The organism is Robertkochia sediminum, assembly GCF_016786255.1.
GTDB classification, from domain to species: Bacteria; Bacteroidota; Bacteroidia; order Flavobacteriales; family Flavobacteriaceae; genus Robertkochia; species Robertkochia sediminum.
Genome location: NZ_JADMKT010000064.1, coordinates 41,494 through 59,753 on the forward strand (window position 1 = coordinate 41,494; position 18,260 = coordinate 59,753).

The window sequence follows — 18,260 nt, forward strand, 5'->3', positions numbered from 1 at the left end:
AAAAGTAAATAACCCCTCTGAAAAACAGAGGGGTTATTCCCATAACAAAACTATCTATTAAAAAAGAATTAAAACTTAACCTGAACCTGTGTGAGCAGTGCGTCATTTTGAACACTTGCCACAGTTTCGATATTAGCCAGATAGTTTACTTGGAAGCGAACTTTAGGGTTCACGAAATAGTTAAATCCAACGGTCATTCGTTCCTGATAGCCGATATTGTTTTTGATCGTGCTATCCGGATCGAAGAATTCGTATTTGAATACGGGTTGGAATTTTTCACTTACATTATATGCAGCCAGGAAATAGCCACCTTCGCGCTCCTCTCCCAGGGCTACCGGGGTCGATCCACAACCACCGGCCGCACCGGCGAAATAAGCACCTTCATCGTAGATATACTCTCCCTGGAACCAGAATTTACCGGGTTTATAAACGATCTCCCCACCAAAAGAGTTTCTGTCGTCATCGTTGTTGTTTGGAATGGGGTAACCATGTCGGAAACTCGCACCTACGCTGAGGTTCCTGAGCAGCTTATAGGTTACCCTACCGATGATATCTTTTCGGGTGTTATCGTCTCTTACTCCTAACCCACGACCATTCATCAGGGCAACGGAATAATTCAACCTGTTAAATTTGTTACCTCCCCAGATACCCAGACCAAAGTCACGCTGTGGAGCCACCAGCTGGTCGGCCACGATCGATCTTTCGATCGTTGGCAACATATGACAAGGTGTAGCCACATCTAAACTAAAGGGTTGTTTATACGTACCGAGGGAGATCCTGGCCCAGTTATTGGCTTCATAGGTAACGAAGGCGTCCATGAGGTACGCATCGCCCGTCTGACCAATAAATGGACTGGTCTCCATCATAAAGAAATATGAGAATTTGTTCAGAACCTTTCCGGTAACCCCGATACGCGCCCTCTTGAACCGTAGGGTATTGGCTTGATCACCCTCGGTAAAGAAGTAATCGTATTGCGGTTGGATATATCCGAAAAGTCTGATCGAAGGAGTGCTCGCAGCGCCGTCTGAAGCTCCGGGCAGGTCCACCTCACATCCTTGTGAAAACATTGTACTCACCTGGAATACAAATGCCAGTGCAAATGCTTTTTTTAATATATTTTTCATCGTTTAATAGTTCTGAAGCTTAGTTAGCGAGAACAGGGAGACTTTTCGGATGAGAATCTCCTCCCCACTGATTTGTTTTCCATGATGGATTGTCATTATACAATCCGTTCATTCCGAACTTCAGACTCGCAGCGTTATACCCAAGAACATTGAGCACTGCAGATAAAACCGCTGAGGTCTGACCGGTATAACAATAGGTCACAACCGTGTTGGCATTTGGGTCCAGTGACTTATAGCCACCATCGGCCAGGGTAAATGGCTGGATCCTGTAGGCATTGCTAATGTGTCCAAATCCGGAATAATCGGCTTCACTGAAATAGTTATTGATGAAATATCCTCCTGGGTTATTCAGCACATCACCTCCGTTCACGCCTTTAAATCCGGCTGCCACAGCAGCTTCAACACGCTCCTTAAGGATCAGTTCCCCATCGGTAAACGTAGTGGAGATCTTAGGATCCTCGAAGGTGATATTGGCCGGAGCTGCACCATAGGTCCAGTTATTGCTGTTTTGGGCAATGTTGCCAATATTGTTATTCCATGGCCCCGAGGTCGCTTCGTTCCATCCTGACATCCCCCACTTCAGGGCACGGGTATGAGCATAGCCGTAAAGACGGAGCAAGGCTGTAGCGTAACAAGCGGTCTGGCCGGTATAGCACACCACCAAAATAGGCTTGGAAGTGGTTGCGGCAGTAGTCAGAATATCAGAAAAGGCCACGTTCTGTGCTCCTTCTATATGAGCGGTGAGGAAGTCGGCACTACTTCTGATATCCATAATAAAATACTTATCGAGGAATGCCGGAAGGTCTGCTTCAGCAGGGGCACCAACAACGAATTTCTCGCCATCGGCATTTACGAGGATCTTATCGATATCGAGGTTGTTCTCGATCATAAAATCGGTCATGAGTTCAAATGCAGGTGTTGCCACCACATTATCCGTAACGTCATCCCCGCGATCACAAGAAGTAAATAACAGGGCGGGTAATAAAAGTAGTCCGAATAAGAAAATTGATAATTTTTTCATGAGATTGGATTTTTAAAGTTTTTTAGATAATTGTTTTATTCGATCACAGGGAACATGTTGATCTCTTTGGTAGTGAAAGCATCACTTCCGGCTTTTTTAAGCGACTTGTTCTTAAAGCCGTTTTCCCCGTAAGCGATGTTTCCGGCGTCATACCCCAATACATTGAGATACGCCAGCACATAGGCAGCTTCCTGACCTGTGGTGGTGTATAGCGCCACTTTTTTGTCGGTTGGCAGCGTCATCAAGCTGGTGTTAGCACGTAATGAATTCGCCTCGTAAAGCACCGATCCGGGAATGTGACCGTTGGTGTAGCTCTCCGGCTGTCCGAAATAAAGGGTGAAATACTCCTGCGGAGTTTCAAATACGGCCTCAGACTTAAGGATGAACTCGCTGTAAGGTACCTCGAACAGTTCCTGTAGTCTTGCTTTGAGGATCTCCTCTCCACTGGCTTTTCCGGTAGCAAGTTGTGGATGCTCTGACGCTTCAGGCATGGCGTTCATGGCCGTTTCCAGCTGATCTTCAAATGAAGGTTGGGTATTGTTGATCCATGGATCGGCAAAATCCTCTCTCCAGGAACTCATCCCCCACTTCATGCTGTATACGTTATCGTACCCGGCGATTCTCAGCAATCCGGCAAAATACGCAGCCGACTGTCCGCTGTAACATACCAGTACGATCTTTTCGTAATCGGCAGGACTGATCTGTGTTTCGAAATAGTTGAGCAGGTCGGCGGCCTTTACATTGGCAGCATCCTTAATATGCCCGTAATCGAACCAGCCTTCATTGCGGATGTCGATAATGTGATAGGCCTCGTTCTTGAGGTTCTTTTTAACCTCATCGGCCGGAACAATAGGAAATTCACCATTTAGAAAATCAGTACGTCCCTGCAGGAACTCTGCTAAGGTGATAAACTCATTTGGCGGATCTGTATCCAGCTGAAGGTTGTTGGCATATGTGGTGCCAAGCACTCCAACAGATAAGAACATGAGGAGCAGAAAATACTTTAACTGTTTCATGACTAATATGTATTTAACGGTTAGAATTAATAATTTTTTAACACCATAAAATTATGTTCAGGCCCATTTCAAATATGTGACATATGTCATATTTGGCTAATACATAACGTGTCAATTCTGTAACATTTGTAACATATCCAAACCCTATAAGACTGATATTCTTACAGATAAAAAGTAGGGCCTGATGAAGGGGAAGCACTACTGAAGAAAAAATGATAGCTATTGAAAAAGACAGGAGGTTAGGCAGTTATTCCCTTATGCGGTGATGCAGTAAAACGGTTATGAGATGACGAGGGGAGAAGGAGGAAAATTTCAGGTCCAAAAAAACAAATTCCAAACTGTAGAGTAGTTATCAGGTTATAAGGTTACAATTAGTAAGGTAAAGCTGATACCTCCATCTGAATAGAAATTACACTATATTGAAGCCTGAACCGACCATACAATCCAACAATCTACTATGCCCGGCCTGTTAAAAAGTACCCTGCTCAACGTCAAACACCGGTTGATCGACCTGTTCTTAAGTTCATCTAAAAAAGCGTATTACCACGAAGTACTCTTGAGGAACAATCCGTATTACAGGGCATTGGACCAGGACCGAAAAAGGAATTTTATTGTACGTACGCACCTCTTTCTGGTGACCACTACATTTGGTTCACCCCATGGATTTCCGGTTACCCTGCCTATGAAGATCATTCTCTCCGGCGGATTCGTGCAGATCACCTTTGGATTAAAGGCAGACGTACTGGATTACTTTAACCGCATCATGATCTTTTCAGGGCCTTACTCCTATAAGAACAACACCCGGCGATATAAAGGCGATGTAAACCCCATGACCAAGACCATCAACCTCAGCTGGCCTGCAGTGACCCATGGATTTGAAGATTATAAGGACGGGATCAACCTCGTTCTCCACGAATTTGCCCATTGTTTGGTTTTGGAAAACTCAAGGCGCGGTTACCTGGACAGAATCTTTGACGAAAGCACCTTGAACGTATGGAAGCAACAAGGAAAGGCACTGATCCCCGAAATTCGTAATAGAAAGGCATCGCTTTTCCGGGAATATGGAGGCACGAATTTGATGGAGCTTTTTGCCGTTTCTCTGGAGCTCTTCTTTGAAAGGCCCGGGGCTTTTCATCGGGAACATGAAGAATTCTTTCAAACCATGAGCAACCTGCTTAACCAGGATCCGAGGTATGCTCCGAATCCGGTGTTGCCCTGAAATAATCATCAATCCGTTAGAAAGAAACTCTTCCTACATAAAGGAAAGGTTTATCATAATAAGATTTTGATGATGACAGGATAGGCTGTTTTATGTTGTGCTAAAATGATTCTGCTAAGAAGCTTTCGGAACATACCTCCAACTGAAATTAAAGGTGTCAAGACTTATCATCTTTCTGTTAAGTGCTTCTCTTTCACTTTATCAACTTTTGTCCGAAAATTCTTTATATTTAACTCTAATTAATTTAATACATCTCACTCCCCCTTTTTAATTAAAAGAGAACTCATCTGTTTTCACTTTATAAGCTCATGAATTTCAAGTATGCTTATCTCATAGCATTTACCTTATTCACCTCATTGGTGTTTTCACAGCAAGGTACCGTTTCAGGAACATTATATGACGACAATGATTTCCCCCTGCCCGGAGTTACTGTTCTGATCAAAGGAACTTTGCAGGCTACACAAACAGATTTTGACGGATTCTACAGTATAGAGTGCCAGGTCGGAGATATTCTGACTTTCTCCTTTATTGGCATGAAAACCAGGGAGGTTACGGTTACCCCTGAAATGTTTGACGGAGCGATCAAAGATGAAGATCATGAATACCTCCCTGTCGAGCGGATAACCTCAGAAGCCTATGCTGACCGGATCAGGAATTTGAACAAAAAAGGACATTCCATTCGCGGATTGGAAGATGCTGATCACACCTACAACCGTCTGGGGAACGATTTTCCATATAGAAGGATCAAAGGGATTGATATAGAAAAAAACAAGGTCAACCTACAATACTTCAAGCCTGATATTTATTTCGAAACCGGAGTTAACACCTCTTTTGGAATGCGCTTTTTGCAAGACCGCAATCTTCCCAGATTACAAAATACCTACAGCCAGGGAATCCCCGTAGGCGGATCGCTTGCTTTCCAAGGGCCTGATACCGATAATATATTCTCCTATGGTCCGGCTCTGAGTACCCTGGAATTTGACGGCAGCAATTATCCATGGGATGAGAACGGGGCTTTGGTCAACCAGGGTAATGGTAACGGAGAACCTGCCATCCCCTATTCCCCTTCATATTTTGACCCCACCCTGATCAATTCGAACCATTTTTTCTTCAATGTATCTACTGACAATAAATTCCTGGGTATTGAATTATCTCATGACAACGCAAAGGACATCTTTAAACGGGAACGTCGGTTTAACAACCAACTGAAATTAGATTTTACCAGAGATACCGGTGAAAAAGGATTTCGATGGAAGGCACTGCTGAGTTACAAGGATGATCGTGATAACCAACCCAACATCAACGGATTCTATAACAATTTCTTTCTCAATCTATGGGCTACCCCCCCCTCATTCAGCAATCAACAAGGGACACTGCTATCCAACGATGATCAGCGAAGGTTTAGCACATTGTTTAATAATCCTGAATGGTTACTCACCTACAATCGCAATGCGCTCAACAACCGGTTTCTGGTAGCAAGCATTCAAAACGACATCTTCTTTCCATCTGAAATTACCCTAAAGACAAAGGCCAGCCACACCTACCGCGATCAGGATCAGCGTTTTGGATTGGCAAGTGGTACCGCAGGATTCGAGTCTGGCTTTGCGAGTAATAAAAGTATCAAGGAACGTATATTTAACTTTCATACCGATTTTGCCGCATCAGTCTACACAGGCAATGGCAACGAATTCGAATTCCGCTCTTCCCTAAATTACCGATATGATGCCTTGGATTTCAACCTGGTCGAATCTTCAGGCCTATCCCCGTTCTCATTCACTAATGCTCTTAACGAAGTGATCACTGCTGAGGATAGATCAAGAAATACGGTACAATTATTCAACAGCATCTCCTATACTTTAGATTATAACACAGAATTTACCCTTGGAGCAAATTCGTATTACTCATCGGTTCAGAACAGTAATTGGTTCTTACCCTTAGCACGTGTAACCACCAACCTAAAAGATCTTTTAGATATTTATGGCCCTTTTGACAAGATCAGACTTTCCGCCAGCGCAGCCCTGGATGTCAATGATACCCCACTATACTATTCCAACCTGAGCCATAATAGCTTGTTGTTGTCTCCTGCACAAAGCCTGAGTTATACCTCCAATAACGACCTGTTTATTGCCCCTTCCATCGCCCTTGAGAAAGTAGAGAATTATGAAATTGGAACTACCATTGGGTTTTACCTCGGTAATGGCAGCACAACAGAATTGGATCTCACCTATTACAACACCACTATAAACGGAAGTGTGTTTCCGGTGATCAATGGGGGCGCCTTCATGTTGGACAATATTGCAGATATCCGAAAAGAAGGGATTGAGCTGAACCTGGACACCTATCTTCGTTTTGGTGAGTTTGAATTCGACTCCCGGATATCTTTCTCCTCCTATGATACCAGGGTACTGGAATTATTCAACGGGGCTCAAAGCGTACCTATTGCCGGTTTTTCGACCACGTCAAAGAACCTGATTGTTGGGCAACCCGCTGGGGTGATCACTGGTTCGGCCTATCTGAGAGATGCTCAAAACAATGTGGTCATCGGGGCCGATGGCTTTCCCCTGGTAGATCCTGTACCCCGGGTAATAGGCGATCCTGTACCCGACTTCAATATGGGGTTCGCCAATACCCTGAAGTGGGAGCGTCTCTCGCTTAAAATAGTGGTCGACCTTCAAAAAGGTGGTGACTTCTGGAACGGAACCCAGAATGTGCTGGACTACCTGGGAACATCCCTCCGGTCGGCAGAAGAACGGGAGATCACCAATTACGTATTTCCCGGGGTCACCCAACAAGGTAATTTCAATACAGTCCCGGTCAACTTCTATGATCCTGCCACTCCCATATCGGAAAACAGGTTCGTGAGATACGGCTTTGAAGGTGTGGCAGAGGAGGCTATCGTTGATGCAGGGTATGTTAATATCCGATCGGTCGATCTCTCTTATGAATTTACCGACCGGGATGAGGAAGCCCCGCTATTCAGGTCGTTCAAAGTGGGAGTCTATGGTAAAAACCTTTTAACATGGTCAAAATTTGAGGGCAACAACCCCTACTCTTCCCTTTACGGGAATATCACCGGCCAGGAACTCAATTTTTTTAACACCCCGCTTTTTAGTGAGGTCGGGATCTCATTAAATATCAAAATTTAATGTATGAAGTCATTCGTATTTAATCGCACCTCAGCAGTCATACTTCTTTTCCTGGCCACTTTTATCTCCCTAAATACCAGGGGGCAGTCTGAACCGACCGTCGGAGAATGGTCAGAGAAAATATATACCCATACCGACAGGCCTTTTTACTTTCCCGGAGAAACGATCTGGTTCAAATCGTATATCGTCAATGCCGATAACACCGCATCGGGCATTGGAGAGATTATGTACACCCAATTGATAGCCCCCGATGGCAGTACGGTAAAAACGTTCAGATCGGCCATCACCCAGGGTTATTCTTACGGCCAGATCAACATCGGAAAAGATTGGATCGGTGGTATATACAAACTCAGATCGTTTACCAACTGGATGCGAAATCAAGGGGAAGAAAGCTTTTTCACCAAAGAAATCACCATTCAAAAGGCAGTAAAGCCAAACCTGCTGCTGCACCTGGATTTTGAGAAGGAGAGTTATGGTCCGCTATCCAATGTTTCCGGGTCGTTCGAAGCAAAAGACCTGAAAAACAACCCGATTACCGACACTCCGATCTCATATACGGTAGCGGTGCAAGGAGTCGAGGTTATAAAAGAGAAGGTGAGCACCGATGAGAACGGTAAAGCTGAGATCACATTCTGCCTACCTGCCAATTTGCAAAGCAGGGATGTGGTACTCAATATCGTGATCGCTCATAAAGGGAGTAATGAATCTATCTCCCGAAGTATACCGGTGGTATTAGATAACATTGACCTGCAATTTCTCCCGGAGGGAGGTAAGATCGTTGCAGACGCCATCAATCGCATCGCTTTTAAGGCTGTAGACGAGTTTGGCAAGCCTGCAGATGTTGAGGGAGAAATTTTTGATAAAGAAGGAAATCAGATCACGACCTTTAAAAGCTTCCACGATGGAATGGGCGCTTTTAAAATGGATCCAGATCACGATCAAAAGTACTATGCCTTAATAACAGCCCCATTCCGATCAGAAAAGAAAATACTCCTGCCAGAAGTGCATAAGGAAGGAGTCAGCCTCAGGGTAGAAACAGACTCTTTGCTTACCCGGGTAAGGGTGCATTCTACCCTTAACCGATTACTATTCCTGGAGATCGCTAATGCCAATGGGGTATTAGAACGGGAAAGTATCGCTAAGGGCCAGGACCTGCTGGAAATTGACACTTCAGATCTTCCGGTAGGGATCACCAGGTTTCGGATTTCCGATGACTTCGGAACACCCCTGTCAGAACGCCTGGTCTTTTTAAATGCACACAGGCAACTGAAAGTCACCCTGGAGCTTGATAAAAAAATATATCAAACCCGGGAGAAAGTTCATGTCACTGTCACCTCTAAAGATATTCATGATGAGCCCGTACCGGCTAATTTATCCGTAGCGGTGGTCGATAATAAATTGTTATCCTTTGCTGATGATAAACAGGATCACATTCTTTCCAGTTTGCTGCTCACCTCAGAGCTTCAGGGCAAGATACATGAGCCTGATTTTTATTTTAACCCGGAAGAAGAGCTTTCCTATGAGGCCCTAGATTACGTTATGCTTACCCATGGCTGGAGAAACTACATTCTCAACCCGGTGAGTTTGTCAAAAGCCCTATTCAAACCGGAAAGGTTAGCCGTACAAAGCGGCAAGATCGTGGATCAAAAGGGCAACCCTGTAATAGCCGACCTACTTTTATTTGACCAAAGCGGTAGAAAAGTATTGGTATTTAAAACGGATGATCGAGGTAGGTATTCCTTCAAATACGACAAATCTAACCTACTGATCCTAATTGCTTATACAGCAGACGGAAGGAAGCTAAGAATCACAGAAGAAGAAAAGGTAAAAGGTTATACCTCCAGCAGAGCTACAGGACCTAAGGCTAAAACAAAAGATCCTGACAACCCGTTGCTGAAATATAATAAAGGGACCGAAGAAACCATTAAAAAGAAAGCCACGGCGTCCCTATCGCTGAACAGTGATTCTCAAAACCTTGATGAAATAGTGGTTGTAGGATATAGTGCAGAATCCAGAAGTAAATTGACCGGTGCATCGGTAACCATGATCAATTCTTCCGAGCTAGAGCTGGAATCTTCATTAGGTAATGCATTACAAGGGCGTGTGGCAGGCGTACAGATCGTCAATGAAGCAGGGACTCCTGGAAACACCACGGCCGTGAGGGTCAGGGGTATAAACTCCTTATCCGGAAACAATCAACCCCTAATCATTGTAGACGGCACTCCCTATCCTTTGGAAACCCTTGAAGACATTTCTGCCCACCAGGTAGATCAGGTCACCGTATTGAAAAATGCGGCGGCTCAAGCCCTTTATGGCAGTGCAGCCACCAACGGTGTGATTGTGGTCACCACAAAAAACAATAGCTATTGGCGTAATAATTGGCGTAAAAAGAAACTCAATAATGCTAAATACAATAACTATGCGATCAAAACCTTTTATAATAGATCGGTTACAGATTTTGACATGGCCAGGCAATTTTATATGCCTAAATACGAGGGAGAAAAACTTCCTGAAGAGCGAAACGACTTCAGGCAAACCATTTACTGGAACCCGGTAGTTCAAACGGATGAAAACGGGATTGCTGATTTTGAATTCTACAATTCGGACGCTATTACCTCATTTGAGATCATCACAGAAGGTGTGGGCTATAATGGTCTGGCGGGAAGAGTGAAAAGATCCTATGCCACCAAAAAACTACTAAACACCGATTTCAAACTGCCTAATTACATGGCATTGAACGATACTATTTCCCTGCCGGTCACCATAAACAATGAATCTGATGAGTCTATAACGGTTAACCTGGAACTTGAGTTCCCCGAAGAAATTAAGATCGTCGATGCTCCTGAAAACGAGTTGATAATTCCTGCCAGAGGTTCTGCAGTAAGAAACGTTGTGATAATACCGCAAAGAAAACTTGAAACCGGCTCCTTAACGATACGTGCTAAGGCTGGTGAGATGACCGATATTGTGGAAAAAGAGACGGTTATTATCAGTCCCTATTTCCCTACAGAAATAGCGGCATCGGGCATGCGATCGGCGAACTATGAATTCTCAGTTGATCAAATGGTTGAGGGTAGCCTGAAGGCCGACCTCACCCTTTACTTAGATGTCATCGGAGATGTCATGGATGGTGTTGAGGGGATGATCCGAGCACCATGGGGCTGTTTTGAACAGGTCTCTTCAAGCACCTACCCCAATATCCTGGTACTTAAATACCTGAGGACTTCGGGAAAAAGCAACCCTGAAATAGAGAAAAAGGCCCTGGGCTTTATTAAAAAGGGGTATACAAAACTAGCTGGTTATGAAACCAGAAAAAATGGTTTCGAATGGTATGGAAATACCCCACCTCATGAAGCCTTATCGGCATATGGGCTTATGGAATTCACCGAAATGAAGGAGGTGTATGATGGGGTAAGTCAGCCGATGATCAAACGAACCATCGAATTTTTATTAAGCCGCAGAGACGGAAAAGGCGGATTTAAACAAAACCGGGGGAAATACGGATTTTCCGCAGCTCCCGAAAACGTGAACAATGCCTATATCGTATACGCCATAAGTGAATCGGGTGTAGATGTGGACATTGACTCCGAATACCAATATAATTACGAGCAGGCTTTAAAAGATAAAGACGCTTACAGAATGGCCTTGATGACGTGCGCCAGTTACAACCTCAATAAGGAGGAAAATGCCATTATTCTGACCGAGAAGCTTAAGGAAACCATTACAACCTTTGGTTTTGCCGATCTACCGGTAGAGCATACCATTACCCGCTCATACTGGAATTCCAAAAACGTGGAAACCGCTGCCTTTACTCTATTGGCATTAATGAAACAGGAGGTGCCGGATATGGCATCGATCACTTCCGGGATCGAATATTTAATGACACAAAGAAAAAACGGTCGTTTTGGATCTACTCAGGCCACCTCCATGGTTTTAAAAGTACTTATCGAATACCAAAAATATCAGAATGAACTCTTTAATGGTTCAAACCAAACGGTTGAGCTCACCATCAATGGAGAGACGTTAAGCAAGGCCCTGAAGATCACCGAGGATGGTAAGATCCATATTTCAGGGCTGGAACAGTTCATTACGGAAGGCCAGCAGGAATTCGGGCTAAAATTAAGCGATAAAGAAACCACCATCCCGTATACCTTAAATGTTTCTTATGACAGCTATCTACCCGACTCGTCAGAGGCCTGTCCTCTAAAAATGGAAACCGTCATTACAGGAAAAACTTACCAGGTGGGTGATAATGTCAGAATGAATATTGCTATTACAAACGAAAGTAAAGACCCTCTGGGGATGGTCACTGCGATCATCGGCATCCCTTCCGGTACCACGGCGCAACCCTGGCAACTGAAAGAACTGTTAGAAGAAGAACAGGTAGCCTACTATGAAATATTTGATAACTACCTGGTGTTTTACTGGCGATCCATGCAGACCGAGGAGAATAAAACGATCAACCTGGACCTGAAAGCAGATATACCCGGACAATACCAGGCACCGGCAAGTACCATTTACCTTTATTACGGGGATGAGCACAAGAGCTGGATCCCAGGAAATTCTGTAGAGATAAAATAGAATTCAGTATCCTGCAATACAAGAAAGGCCATACGCTTGTAAAAGCAAGCACAGGATTAGAGATCCTGAACAAACTCCCTGATGCAAATAGAAAACAACAAGACGGCCTCCGCCGTCTTGTTGTTTTTTTATTCCCCCTTCGCTTACAAGTGCAAGCACAGGATTAGAGATCCTGAATAAACTCCCTGATGCAAATAGAAAACCCAAGACGGCCTCCGCCGTCTTGTTGTTTTTTTTATTCCCCCTTCGCTTACAAGTGCAAGCACAGGATTAGAGATCCTGAATAAACTCCCTGATGCAAATAGAAAACCCAAGACGGCCTCCGCCGTCTTGTTGTTTTTTTTATTCCCCCTTCGCTTACAAGTGCAAGCACTTGACGCTTGGGGGAATAAAAAAACCCATCGCTTACACGATGGGTTTTCTGCTTGATGTGACCTCGACAGGATTCAAACCTGTAACCTTCTGAGCCGTAATCAGATGCGCTATTCAGTTGCGCCACGAGGCCTTTAAAAATCACATCTACTGAACTGCAAATGCGGGTGCAAATATAATGTTTTTCTTTTCTTTTTTCCAAAGGGAAAATCAATTTTTTTACGCCTTTTTTCGTTTTAAACCCTCAGTCTCCTCTTTATCAGTAGTTTCCTCATTCTTATAACAAACATCATGTTCCATCCTTTTTCAAATATGTAAATTTGTAGAAACTAAATACCATTTTATTTATGGAAGCAATATTAGAACCGTGGCCATGGTACGTTGCCGGGCCATTGATCGCCCTGACCATGTTCTTACTCCTTTGGTTCGGGAAAGAATTCGGAATGTCGGCCAACCTCAGAACCATGTGTTCTGCTGTCGGAGCCGGAAAAAAAGTAAAGTTCTTTGATTTCGACTGGAAATCGCAAACCTGGAACCTCGTGATCGTGCTCGGGGCTATTATCGGGGGCTACATTGCCGTTACATACCTGTCGAACCCCATTGACATAGACCTCAACCCAAATACCGTAGCCACCCTGGAATCTTACGGTTGGGATAATGTTGGAAAAAGCCTGGTACCACCCGAAGTATTTGACCTTACCGGTGCCGATGCCTTTAAAAGCATGGCTATCCTGGTGATCGCCGGATTCCTCGTTGGCTTCGGAGCCCGCTACGCCGGAGGTTGTACCTCAGGACATGCTATTTCCGGGATCAGTAACCTGCAGTTACCTTCCCTGGTAGCCGTTATCGGATTTTTTATCGGTGGTCTGATCATGACCTTTTTCATCATCCCTCTAATTTTTGGTTAATATGAAGTATTTAAAATTCTTACTCGTCGGTATATTCTTCGGTATCATCATGGTAAAATCGGAAGCCGTTTCCTGGTACCGCATCTTTGAAATGTTCCGTTTTGAATCCTTCCATATGTATGGCATCATCGGCTCGGCAGTGATCCTCGGGGTCATTATCGTTGCCCTGATCAAAAAGTCAGGTATGCATTCTATAGAAGGAAACGCGATAACCTTCAATCCTAAAGACAAAACATGGCCGCGATACATCATCGGAGGAACATTTTTCGGACTCGGATGGGCGCTCGCAGGTGCTTGCCCCGGCCCTATGTATGTACTGCTCGGATCCGGGGTGTTTTCCATCCTGTTGGTGATCGCCGGATCCCTGATTGGGACCTATGTTTACGGATTGCTTAGAGATAAACTTCCTCATTAATGGGGTATGAAGATCTACTGGGGTACGGTGGTGCCCTGGCAATAGGTATGATCATTGGTTTATTAGGGGGCGGTGGGTCCATACTTACCGTACCCCTTCTTGTTTACCTGTTGCATTTCAATCCGGTTACGGCTACCGCCTATTCCCTTTTTGTGGTGGGGATCTCTTCCCTTTTCGGTACGGTTCAAAAATACCGCAAGGGCCTGGTAGATATAAAGACCGGACTCGCATTTTGCTTTCCTTCCTTTATGGCAGTATACCTCTCCCGAAGATACCTGGTACCCTACCTGCCTGAAACCATCGTTGACCTGCCCGGATTTACCATGTCTAAAGAAATGCTCATCATGGTGTTCTTTGCGGCGGTCATGTTCCTGGCTTCCCTGTCGATGATCCGCAATAAAAAGCCCAGCGCTAATACCTACGAGCATGAACGACAGCCCTATTATATGACCTTTATCCAGGGATTGGTGATCGGGGTGATCACCGGATTCATCGGAGCCGGTGGCGGATTTCTCTATGTTCCTGCCCTGGCGCTTTGGGCAAAACTCCCTATAAAAACTGCTGTGGGCACCTCCCTGGTGATCGTGACCATTAATTCGCTGGTGGGATTCTCGGGAGATATGCAAACCCTCTCTATTGCCTGGGATTTTCTATTGCGCTTTTCTGCCTTCACCATTACCGGAACCCTTATCGGAGGCATGCTCTCCCAGTATGTTCCGGCTCAGAGTCTCAAAAAAGCCTTTGGCGTGCTCATATTGCTCATGAGCTTCTTTATTATTGGTAAGGAAGTGCTCAACTAGCCGTCTAACATTCCAGTTACATCATCGATTATTGGAATTTAGTATATTTGGCAAAAATGCAGCATATGAAAATAGAACAGATCTACACCGGATGCCTTTCTCAAGGTGCCTATTATATCGAATCTGAAGGGGAAGCAGCGATCATTGACCCGCTGAGAGAAACCACTCCCTACCTTGAGCGCGCAAAGGTTGAAGGCGCAACCATCAAATACGTATTCGAAACCCACTTTCACGCCGATTTCGTTTCAGGACACCTCGACCTGGCAAAGAAGACCGGAGCAACGATCGTTTACGGCCCCGATGCCGAAACTTCCTATAAAACATACAACGCCAAAGACGGGGAGACCTTCCAACTCGGAAAGGTCACCATCAAGGCGCTGCATACCCCGGGACATACCCTGGAGTCTACCACCTACCTGCTGATCGATGAGAACGGAAAGAACCACGCCATTTTCACCGGAGACACCCTATTCTTAGGTGATGTAGGACGTCCTGATCTTGCGATCAAATCGACCCTCACCAAAGAAGATCTGGCAGGAATGCTTTTCCATTCGCTACGCGATAAGATCATGCCTCTTGAAGACGAGGTGATCGTTTATCCTGCACACGGTGCCGGATCGGCTTGTGGTAAGAACCTCAGCAGTGAGACCGTGGATACCCTTGGTAATCAAAAGGCTACGAACTACGCACTGAGAGCAGATATGACCAAAGAGGAATTTGTTGCCGAAGTACTCGACGGTATCCTTCCTCCACCGCAATACTTTGCCAAAAACGCCATGCTCAACAAGCAGGGTTACACCTCTTTTGACGATGTGCTCAAAAAAGGAAACGCTCCACTCGGTGCCGATGCCTTTGAAGCGATGGCCGAGCACGAAAGCGCCCTGGTGCTCGATGTGCGTTCACCCCAGGATTTTGCTGAAGAACACATCCCAAATTCGATGTTCATCGGCCTGGATAACTCCTTTGCCCCATGGGTAGGAGCGCTTATTGCCGATCTTAATCAGCCAATCCTCCTGGTAGTTCCTGAAGGAAGAGAGCAGGAAGCCGTAACCCGCCTTTCACGTGTGGGATACGACAACGCCCTGGGTTACCTTCAGGGAGGTATGATGGCCTGGAAGCGCGCAGGGAAGCCTACGTCTACCCTTCGTTCTATCAGTGCGCACATCTTTGAAAAGGAATACGATGGAGAAACAACCATCCTCGATGTTCGCAGACCCGGAGAGTATGCGTCAGAACACCTTGAAGATGCTGTTTCCCTACCGCTGGATTACCTACAGGAAAAAATGGATACCCTCGATAAAGACAAACCGTATTACGTACACTGTGCCGGTGGTTACCGCTCGGTGATCGCTGCCTCTATCATGATCCCGGCAGGATTTAAAAATCTTACCGATGTGGCGGGAGGATACGGAGCCATACAGGAAACAGACCTGAAGCGCACCGACTATGTTTGTCCGAGTACCCTAAAATAATTGCAGCGACAATGGCACTCAGAAAGAATATGGGACAGAGAGATAAGCTCATACGGGTGGTGATCGCCTTTGTGATCGCTATGCTCTATTATTACAACATCATAAGCGGATACCTCGGTATCGCCTTTATGATCGTCGCCATTGTGCTATTGCTCACCAGCTTGTTCCGGTTTTGTCCGGTATACGGGATCCTGGGTAAAGATACCCGGGAAGACAAGAACTAAAAAAAGGGAGTGCTTATCGCACTCCCTTTTTGTTTTATGGTTCCTTGTCCATACGATCGCATTACACGATCTCGGCACTCAGTCCTTCATCCAGTAATTTTTCGCACCGCGGACGCAGATCTTCATAAGAACCGGTCTTAACGGTACACTTACCCTTATAATGAACAATCAGGGAACACTGCTCGGCCTGAAGTGGCGTATGATCACACGCAATGATGAGGGTTTCGATCACATGATCAAAGGTATTTACATCATCATTGTAAAGTACGATCTCATTCTCTTTCTTCACATCCTCCTCCAGCAACAGCTCTTCGGAGACCTTTTCTTTCGTACTCATAATCAATGTATTTCTACTAATTTAAAAATTTTAGGGCAACCCAAAGATTCTTTTCCAGTTTTTGACCAAACTTTAACCCGAGCGATTCACATTTCTCACGGATCATAGGGATATCTCCTTCATAGAATCCGCTAAGCAGTAACACCCCTCCCTTACGCAGGCAGGAAACGTAAACCGGCAGGTCTGCTAACAGGATATTTCGGTTGATATTGGCGATAATCACATCGTACTCCCTCCCGGGAAGCAGGGATGCATCACCTTCAAAAACACGGATATGGTTGCATGCATTTCGCGCTGCATTCTCTACGGAATTCTCATAGCACCAGCGATCGATATCTATGGCATCGACAGCCTTAGCGCCTTCCTTTTCGGCCAGGATCGCCAATACGCCCGTTCCACACCCCATGTCGAGGACTTCCTTCCCCTTCAGGTCGGTATCCATAAGGTGCTGGATCATCATATGGGTAGTTTCGTGGTGTCCGGTACCAAAGCTCATCTTTGGCTCGATCACGATATCGTATTGGGTATCGCCTTCAGGATGAAAAGGGGCGCGAACGGTACACTTCCCGTCTACCACAATGGGATCGAAATTCTTCTCCCACTCTTCATTCCAGTTTACCTGGGCCACCTCCTTTTGGGTGTGGCTTATCGTTACATCAGGCATCTCCGGGGTGTAGAGTCCGTCGAGCAGGGTTTCGTTCCACAGGTCTTTTTGGATATAGGCTAAAAGCCCATCTTCCTCTTCCATGAAACTTTCAAAACCTACCTCACCTAACTCCGCCATCAGGAGATCCGCAAAGGGATCCCTGGGAGCTACCTTAAACTGAAACTCCAGGTATATTGCAGACATGCTTTTCTAAAATTAAATGGCTTTAACGATGGCTCCAAAATCGGCCGCAGCAAGTGCCGCTCCACCAATGAGACCACCATCAACATCAGGTTTACCAAAGATCTCTTCTGCATTGGCAGGCTTCACACTTCCACCGTACAAAATAGACACTTCGTTAGCCAGGGCTTCATCATATGCTTCGGCAATGGTCTTTCTGATAAATTCGTGCATTTCCTGAGCTTGCTCCGGACTTGCAGTTTCTCCGGTACCAATAGCCCAAACAGGCTCATAAGCCAGGATGATATTTTTCCACGCATCGGCCGGTAAATGGAACAGCGCATTCTTTAATTGGGATCCAACCACGTTAAAGTGATTATCAGACTTGCGGTCTTCCAGTTCCTCTCCAAAACAGAAAACGATCTCCATCCCGTGCTTCAATGCAGTATCGACTTTTTTAGCAAGGATCCCATCGGTCTCACCAAAATAGGCACGACGCTCTGAATGTCCGAGGATCACAGTCTTCACCCCTACACTTTTTAGCATAGCTGCAGAGATCTCTCCGGTAAAGGCTCCACTTTCTTCAAAGTGCATGTTCTGAGCGATCACCTCGATCTTATTGTTCTTTAAAAGCTCAAATGCTCTGTACAGATTTACAAAGGTTGGTGCGATCATTACTTCTGCATCCGATTCCGGAAGGGTCTTCATCAGATCGTCTATTAATGATTCTGTTTGGGAAAGGTCCATATTCATCTTCCAGTTCCCGGCTACTATTTTTCTCCTCATGAGTTTATCATAT

The 18,260-nt window shown here is 45.2% G+C and carries 14 protein-coding genes and 1 tRNA gene; 8 read left to right on the forward strand and 7 right to left on the reverse strand.

Translation table 11 applies throughout. The features are described 5' to 3' along the window. Positions 1-68 precede the first annotated feature (68 nt). Genes IS446_RS02060 through IS446_RS02070 form a run of 3 tightly spaced genes read right to left on the reverse strand, consistent with a single transcriptional unit; the run spans position 69 to position 3,161 of the window. Positions 69-1,124 (reverse strand): porin, encoded by a 1,056-nt coding sequence (locus tag IS446_RS02060; RefSeq protein WP_203058059.1) that lies wholly within the window; start codon positions 1,122-1,124, stop codon positions 69-71. 19 nt (positions 1,125-1,143) lie between these two features. Further along, entirely contained in the window at positions 1,144-2,145 is a 1,002-nt protein-coding gene (locus tag IS446_RS02065; RefSeq protein WP_203058061.1) for a rhodanese-like domain-containing protein, read from the reverse strand. 35 nt (positions 2,146-2,180) lie between these two features. Then, entirely contained in the window at positions 2,181-3,161 is a 981-nt protein-coding gene (locus tag IS446_RS02070; RefSeq protein WP_203058062.1) for a rhodanese-like domain-containing protein, read from the reverse strand. A 457-nt stretch (positions 3,162-3,618) separates the two neighbouring features. Here IS446_RS02070 and IS446_RS02075 point away from each other — a divergent pair, with 457 nt between their 5' ends. The 3 genes from IS446_RS02075 (at position 3,619) to IS446_RS02085 (ending at position 12,107) form a co-directional block, all read left to right on the forward strand. Next, positions 3,619-4,380: a zinc-dependent peptidase gene (locus IS446_RS02075; protein ID WP_203058063.1), complete on the forward strand. Its 762-nt coding sequence runs from the start codon at positions 3,619-3,621 to the stop codon at positions 4,378-4,380. A gap of 308 nt (positions 4,381-4,688) precedes the next feature. Then, positions 4,689-7,526: a carboxypeptidase-like regulatory domain-containing protein gene (locus IS446_RS02080; protein WP_203058065.1), complete on the forward strand. Its 2,838-nt coding sequence runs from the start codon at positions 4,689-4,691 to the stop codon at positions 7,524-7,526. Positions 7,527-7,529: 3 nt separating this feature from the next. Continuing rightward, complete coding sequence (locus IS446_RS02085) at positions 7,530-12,107, forward strand: TonB-dependent receptor plug domain-containing protein (protein ID WP_203058068.1); 4,578 nt, start codon at positions 7,530-7,532, stop codon at positions 12,105-12,107. 431 nt (positions 12,108-12,538) lie between these two features. Here the strand turns inward: IS446_RS02085 and IS446_RS02090 are convergent. Further along, a tRNA-Arg gene (locus IS446_RS02090) sits at positions 12,539-12,612 on the reverse strand. 214 nt (positions 12,613-12,826) lie between these two features. Here IS446_RS02090 and IS446_RS02095 point away from each other — a divergent pair. From IS446_RS02095 to IS446_RS02115, 5 genes are all read left to right on the forward strand, one after another. Then, on the forward strand, positions 12,827-13,387 hold the full coding sequence (locus IS446_RS02095) for a YeeE/YedE family protein (protein ID WP_203058070.1): 561 nt from the start codon (positions 12,827-12,829) through the stop codon (positions 13,385-13,387). A gap of 1 nt (position 13,388) precedes the next feature. After that, on the forward strand, positions 13,389-13,802 hold the full coding sequence (locus tag IS446_RS02100) for a DUF6691 family protein (RefSeq protein ID WP_203058072.1): 414 nt from the start codon (positions 13,389-13,391) through the stop codon (positions 13,800-13,802). After that, the gene (locus IS446_RS02105) at positions 13,802-14,602 is read left to right on the forward strand and encodes a sulfite exporter TauE/SafE family protein (RefSeq protein ID WP_203058074.1); all 801 of its coding nucleotides are present in this window, start codon (positions 13,802-13,804) and stop codon (positions 14,600-14,602) included. Before IS446_RS02100 ends, IS446_RS02105 begins: the two co-directional genes overlap by 1 nt. A gap of 65 nt (positions 14,603-14,667) precedes the next feature. Then, on the forward strand, positions 14,668-16,074 hold the full coding sequence (locus tag IS446_RS02110; RefSeq protein ID WP_203058076.1) for an MBL fold metallo-hydrolase: 1,407 nt from the start codon (positions 14,668-14,670) through the stop codon (positions 16,072-16,074). An 11-nt stretch (positions 16,075-16,085) separates the two neighbouring features. Continuing rightward, positions 16,086-16,298 carry a YgaP family membrane protein gene (locus tag IS446_RS02115; RefSeq protein WP_235996375.1) on the forward strand — a complete coding sequence of 71 codons (213 nt, stop codon included), beginning with the start codon at positions 16,086-16,088 and terminating at the stop codon, positions 16,296-16,298. 61 nt (positions 16,299-16,359) lie between these two features. Here the strand turns inward: IS446_RS02115 and IS446_RS02120 are convergent, their stop codons facing one another. The 3 genes from IS446_RS02120 to tpiA are packed head-to-tail and all read right to left on the reverse strand — an operon-like array spanning position 16,360 to position 18,247. Then, positions 16,360-16,635 carry an ATP-dependent Clp protease adaptor ClpS gene (locus IS446_RS02120; RefSeq protein ID WP_203058078.1) on the reverse strand — a complete coding sequence of 92 codons (276 nt, stop codon included), beginning with the start codon at positions 16,633-16,635 and terminating at the stop codon, positions 16,360-16,362. A gap of 16 nt (positions 16,636-16,651) precedes the next feature. Continuing rightward, a complete protein-coding gene (gene prmA, locus IS446_RS02125; protein ID WP_203058080.1) occupies positions 16,652-17,485 on the reverse strand; it encodes a 50S ribosomal protein L11 methyltransferase in 834 nt (277 codons plus the stop codon). 12 nt (positions 17,486-17,497) lie between these two features. Continuing rightward, entirely contained in the window at positions 17,498-18,247 is a 750-nt protein-coding gene (gene tpiA, locus IS446_RS02130; RefSeq protein ID WP_203058082.1) for a triose-phosphate isomerase, read from the reverse strand. Between the last annotated feature and the right edge of the window lie 13 nt (positions 18,248-18,260).

What these genes read in the sequence shown, in the direction of transcription:
- IS446_RS02085 (WP_203058068.1), top strand. Translation starts at nt 7,530, where the DNA reads ATGAAGTCATTCGTATTTAATCGCACCTCAGCAGTCATACTTCTTTTC.
- IS446_RS02115 (WP_235996375.1), top strand. Translation starts at nt 16,086, where the DNA reads ATGGCACTCAGAAAGAATATGGGACAGAGAGATAAGCTCATACGGGTG.
- prmA (WP_203058080.1), bottom strand. Translation starts at nt 17,485, where the DNA reads ATGTCTGCAATATACCTGGAGTTTCAGTTTAAGGTAGCTCCCAGGGAT.
- IS446_RS02095 (WP_203058070.1), top strand. Translation starts at nt 12,827, where the DNA reads ATGGAAGCAATATTAGAACCGTGGCCATGGTACGTTGCCGGGCCATTG.
- IS446_RS02120 (WP_203058078.1), bottom strand. Translation starts at nt 16,635, where the DNA reads ATGAGTACGAAAGAAAAGGTCTCCGAAGAGCTGTTGCTGGAGGAGGAT.
- IS446_RS02075 (WP_203058063.1), top strand. Translation starts at nt 3,619, where the DNA reads ATGCCCGGCCTGTTAAAAAGTACCCTGCTCAACGTCAAACACCGGTTG.
- IS446_RS02070 (WP_203058062.1), bottom strand. Translation starts at nt 3,161, where the DNA reads ATGAAACAGTTAAAGTATTTTCTGCTCCTCATGTTCTTATCTGTTGGA.
- tpiA (WP_203058082.1), bottom strand. Translation starts at nt 18,247, where the DNA reads ATGAGGAGAAAAATAGTAGCCGGGAACTGGAAGATGAATATGGACCTT.
- IS446_RS02110 (WP_203058076.1), top strand. Translation starts at nt 14,668, where the DNA reads ATGAAAATAGAACAGATCTACACCGGATGCCTTTCTCAAGGTGCCTAT.
- IS446_RS02065 (WP_203058061.1), bottom strand. Translation starts at nt 2,145, where the DNA reads ATGAAAAAATTATCAATTTTCTTATTCGGACTACTTTTATTACCCGCC.
- IS446_RS02100 (WP_203058072.1), top strand. Translation starts at nt 13,389, where the DNA reads ATGAAGTATTTAAAATTCTTACTCGTCGGTATATTCTTCGGTATCATC.
- IS446_RS02080 (WP_203058065.1), top strand. Translation starts at nt 4,689, where the DNA reads ATGAATTTCAAGTATGCTTATCTCATAGCATTTACCTTATTCACCTCA.
- IS446_RS02105 (WP_203058074.1), top strand. Translation starts at nt 13,802, where the DNA reads ATGGGGTATGAAGATCTACTGGGGTACGGTGGTGCCCTGGCAATAGGT.
- IS446_RS02060 (WP_203058059.1), bottom strand. Translation starts at nt 1,124, where the DNA reads ATGAAAAATATATTAAAAAAAGCATTTGCACTGGCATTTGTATTCCAG.